This is a genomic window from Luteibacter sp. (genome assembly GCF_051958795.1).
Lineage (GTDB): Bacteria > Pseudomonadota > Gammaproteobacteria > Xanthomonadales > Rhodanobacteraceae > Luteibacter.
Genome location: NZ_JBQCFT010000215.1, coordinates 1 through 4,008 on the forward strand (window position 1 = coordinate 1; position 4,008 = coordinate 4,008).

Sequence of the window (4,008 nt, forward strand, 5' to 3'; positions counted from 1 at the left end):
GGGGGGCGCGCGTGGGGGCGCGGGGGGGGGCGCCGCGACCCCCCCGCGCCGCCACCCCCGCTCCCACAGTGTTGTTATTCGTCAGAAGCCTTCCAGCACGACCTTCCCGATGCTGGTGCCACTCTCCACCAGATGGTGCGCACGGCGCAGGTTCGCCGCGTTGATCAGGCCAATGTTCTCGCGCATGGTGCTGCGGATCACACCCGCGTCCACCAGGTTCGCGACTTCATCCAGCAGGTGGCCCTGCTCGCCCATGTCGTCGGTATGGAACGCCGAGCGCGTGAACATCGATTCCCAGTGCAGCGCGATGCTCTTCACCTTCAGCAGGCGCACGTCGATCGGCTCGGCCGGGTCGTCGATCAGCCCGATCGCACCCTGCGGCTTCATCAATGCGGGGAACGTGGCGAAATGCTGCTCGGTTTTGGTGAGGCTGAGGACGTAGTCGACGCCCTCGGGCGCGACTGCCAGCACCTCCGCATCCAGCGGCTTCGCATGGTTCACGACGTGGTGCGCACCCATCGCCTGTACCCACTCGCGGGTTTCAGGGCGGGATGCCGTGCCTATCACGGTAAGCCCAGTCAGCCGACGCGCCAGCTGGACCGCCATGGAGCCCACGCCACCCGCTGCCCCGACCACAAGCAACGTCGCGGGTCGCCCTGACGTGCCGCGCGGGATCCCCAGCCGATCGAACATCAGCTCCCATGCCGTGATCGTCGTGAGCGGCATCGCCGCCGCTTCCGCGTCGGCAAGCGTTGAAGGCTTGCGCCCCACCAGGCGTTCATCGACAAGGTGGAACTCGCTGTTGGCGCCGGGACGGTTGCGGTCGCCGGCGTACCACACGGCATCACCGGCCTTGAACCGCCGCACTTCCGGGCCCACCGCGACGACGGTGCCGGCGACATCCCAGCCGAGCACGTTGTCTGCACCCTTCGGATCGACACGCTGGCGGACCTTGGCGTCGACCGGGTTGACCGAGATCGCCGCGACCTTCACCAGCAGGTCGCGCCCCGTGGCCTGCTGCACCGGGAGTTCGACATCGAGCAGGCTCTGTGCATCTTCAGCGGGAAGCGGCTTGCGGTAAGCGACGGCTTTCATGGGCGTGGCTCCGTAGGGGGATCAGGCGCACCCGGCGGCGACACGCGAAGGGCTGCGGCGCTCCAGTGCAACGCTGGCCATCGTAGCAACCAGGCCAGCCACCGTCACAGCCGCGCCAGCCAGGCTGACGACCGGCAGCGCATGGCCGGCGGCGATCACCGCACCGCCCAGCCAGGCGCCGCCCGCGTTGCCCAGGTTGAACGCGGCGATATTGAGCGTCGAGGCCAGGTTCGGCGCATCGCCGGCCACGTGGACGACGCGGGACTGTAGCGGTGCCACGGTGGCGAACGAAGCGATACCCCAGACGAAGATCGTGACGATCGACGCGACCGTGTCATGCATGGTCCAGGCGAACGCGGCCATCAGCAGCGCCAGCACGACCAGGATGCCCATGAGCGAAGGCATGAGGCGCCAGTCCGCGAGGCGGCCGCCGAGCATGTTGCCGATCGTGGTGCCCAGGCCAAACAGAACCAGCACCGCGCCGGTCCAGTGCGGGCTCACGTGCGACACGTCCTGCAGGATCGGCGCGATGTAGGTGAACACGGTGAACACGCCGCCGAAGCCGAGGACGGTCATACCCAGCGCGATCAGCACCTGCGGCTCGCGCAGCACGCGCATCTCGGTCGCCATGTGCGGCGCCTTCAGGTTCGGCAGGGCAGGCACGAAGCGCGCCACGGCCGCGGCGGCAGCGATGCCCAGGACGGTCACCGCCCAGAACGTCGAGCGCCAGCCGGCCCACTGGCCGAGGAACGTCCCGAACGGCACGCCGAGCACGTTGGCCAGGGTCAGGCCGGCGAACATCAGGGCGATCGCACGGGCACGCTGGTTGGCAGGTACCAGGTGGGCCGCCACGACCGCGCCGATGCCGAAGAACGAGCCATGGCAGAACGCCGCGACGACGCGGGCTACCATCAGCACGTCGTAGTTCCATGCGACGGCACACAAGGCGTTGCCGATGATGAACAGGCCCATCAGCAACAGGAGCGCCCGCTTACGCTCCAGCTTCGCCGTAAGGGCCGCAAGCAGGGGCGCGCCCAGCGCCACGCCCAGCGCGTAGCCGGAGACAAGCATGCCGGCCGCAGGGATGCCGACATGGAGATCGGACGCCACTTCGGGGAGCAGGCCCATGATGACGAACTCGGTAGTACCGATGGCAAAAGCTGCCACGGCCAGTGCCAGCAAGGGCAGACGGGACGGTGACGAATCCATAGGATAGGCTCGGACAGAAAGGAGGATGGTGTGTATTGTCCTGCCCGGCCCGCGGCGCAGAAACGCCCCGGTGCGACAAAGACTCTTGCCGCAAACTTGAATATCGGAGCGCTCCCGGCATGATCGCCTCGCTGATCGCCATCGCGGCCCTGGCCCTGCATGCCGCGGGCGTCATGGCCGCCATGCATGCGGTGATGAATACGCGCACCGCCCAGGGCGCCTTCGCATGGGTGCTGGGCCTGGTGCTGGTGCCCTATGTCACCCTGGTGCCCTACCTGTTCCTGGGCGCCAGCCGCTTTGGCGGCTACGTCGACCTGCACCGCCAGCGCCAGGCCCGCTTCTTCATGCTGCACGCCGAGGCGGAGCATCCCGCCCAGCCGGGCGTCGCCCCACACCCCCAGCCCGTGCACGACCCGCGCTACAGCGCGATCGGGCACATGCTGAAGACCGCCATGCACGCCGGCAACAACCTCTCCCTGCATATCGACGGCGAAGCGGCGTTCGAAGCCATGTTCGCCGCGATGGCCCGCGCCGATCATTACGTGCTGGTGCAGTTCTTCATCATCCACGACGACGGGCTGGGGCGTCGCCTGCGGGATGCAGTGCTCGCCTGTGCGAGCCGCGGCGTCCGCGTGTGCCTGCTCTACGACAGCATCGGCAGCCACGCCCTGCCCGATACCTACGTGGAAAGCCTGCGCAAGGGTGGCGTCGACGTGCGCCGCTTCGCGACCCGCCGCTTCCGCAATCGCTTCCAGCTGAACTTCCGAAACCATCGCAAGATCGTGGTCGTGGATGGCGAACGTGGCTTCGTCGGCGGGCTCAATGCGGGCGACGAATACCTCGGGTTGAAGCCGCCGCTCGCACCCTGGCGCGATACCCACATGCAGATCGAGGGCCCGGCCGTCGCCGACCTGCAGCGGGTCTTCGCCGAGGACTGGTACTGGGTGACCGGCGAGCGCCCGCCATCGATGCCGCCGCCGGAACGTTGCGGCCGTGCGAACAGCATGATCGTCGCCACCGGGCCCGCGGATCGCCAGGAAAGCTGCTCGCTGTTCTTCACCCAGGCGATCCATGCGGCGAAGAAGCGCGTGTGGATCACCAGCCCGTACTTCGTGCCCGATCAGGCGGTGTTCGGCGCGCTGCGCCTTGCCGTATTCCGCGGCGTCGACGTACGCATCCTCATCCCCTCGCGCCCGGACCACCGCACGGTGTACCTGGCCTCCACGCTGTACGCGCACGAGGCCACCATCGCCGGTATCCGCATGTTCCGCTACCTGCCGGGTTTCGTGCACCAGAAGGTGATGCTCATCGACCACGACACCGCCGTCGTCGGAAGCATGAACCTCGACAACCGCAGCTTCCGCCTGAATTTCGAAGTCGCGGCGCTGAACGTCGACGAGGTGTTCGCGGCGGAGGTCGAAACCATGCTGAAGGACGACTTCGCACAGGCCGACGAGGTCAACCCCAACGAGTACCGCCGCCTGCCCTACCTGCGCCGCGTGGCCCTGCATGTGGCCCGGCTGTTCGATCCGGTGCTGTAAGGCCCTTGCCGAAACCCGGTTACTCGGTTCAACTCGATCGTAGGAGCCCACCCTGTGGGCGACATCTTTCGCCCCGAGGCCTTGTGGGAGCGCGGGGGGGGGGGGGGGGGGGTGTGGCAGTAACAACCCCCCCCCCCCCCCCCCCCCCCCCCCCCCGGCCCCC

At 68.1% G+C, this 4,008-nt stretch carries 3 protein-coding genes; 1 reads left to right on the plus strand and 2 read right to left on the minus strand.

All coding sequences use genetic code 11. From position 1 onward, the window contains the following. Positions 1–81: 81 nt before the first annotated feature. Both ACTHLF_RS10795 and ACTHLF_RS10800 read right to left on the minus strand, forming a co-directional pair. Positions 82–1,095 carry a zinc-binding alcohol dehydrogenase family protein gene (locus ACTHLF_RS10795; RefSeq protein ID WP_440327312.1) on the minus strand — a complete coding sequence of 338 codons (1,014 nt, stop codon included), beginning with the start codon at positions 1,093–1,095 and terminating at the stop codon, positions 82–84. Positions 1,096–1,116: 21 nt separating this feature from the next. Continuing rightward, the gene (locus ACTHLF_RS10800; protein ID WP_440327314.1) at positions 1,117–2,304 is read right to left on the minus strand and encodes an MFS transporter; all 1,188 of its coding nucleotides are present in this window, start codon (positions 2,302–2,304) and stop codon (positions 1,117–1,119) included. Positions 2,305–2,423: 119 nt separating this feature from the next. Here ACTHLF_RS10800 and cls point away from each other — a divergent pair, with 119 nt between their 5' ends. Continuing rightward, entirely contained in the window at positions 2,424–3,845 is a 1,422-nt protein-coding gene (gene cls, locus ACTHLF_RS10805; protein WP_440327316.1) for a cardiolipin synthase, read from the plus strand. Positions 3,846–4,008: the final 163 nt, after the last annotated feature.

What these genes read in the sequence shown, in the direction of transcription:
- ACTHLF_RS10795 (WP_440327312.1), bottom strand. Translation starts at nt 1,095, where the DNA reads ATGAAAGCCGTCGCTTACCGCAAGCCGCTTCCCGCTGAAGATGCACAG.
- ACTHLF_RS10800 (WP_440327314.1), bottom strand. Translation starts at nt 2,304, where the DNA reads ATGGATTCGTCACCGTCCCGTCTGCCCTTGCTGGCACTGGCCGTGGCA.
- cls (WP_440327316.1), top strand. Translation starts at nt 2,424, where the DNA reads ATGATCGCCTCGCTGATCGCCATCGCGGCCCTGGCCCTGCATGCCGCG.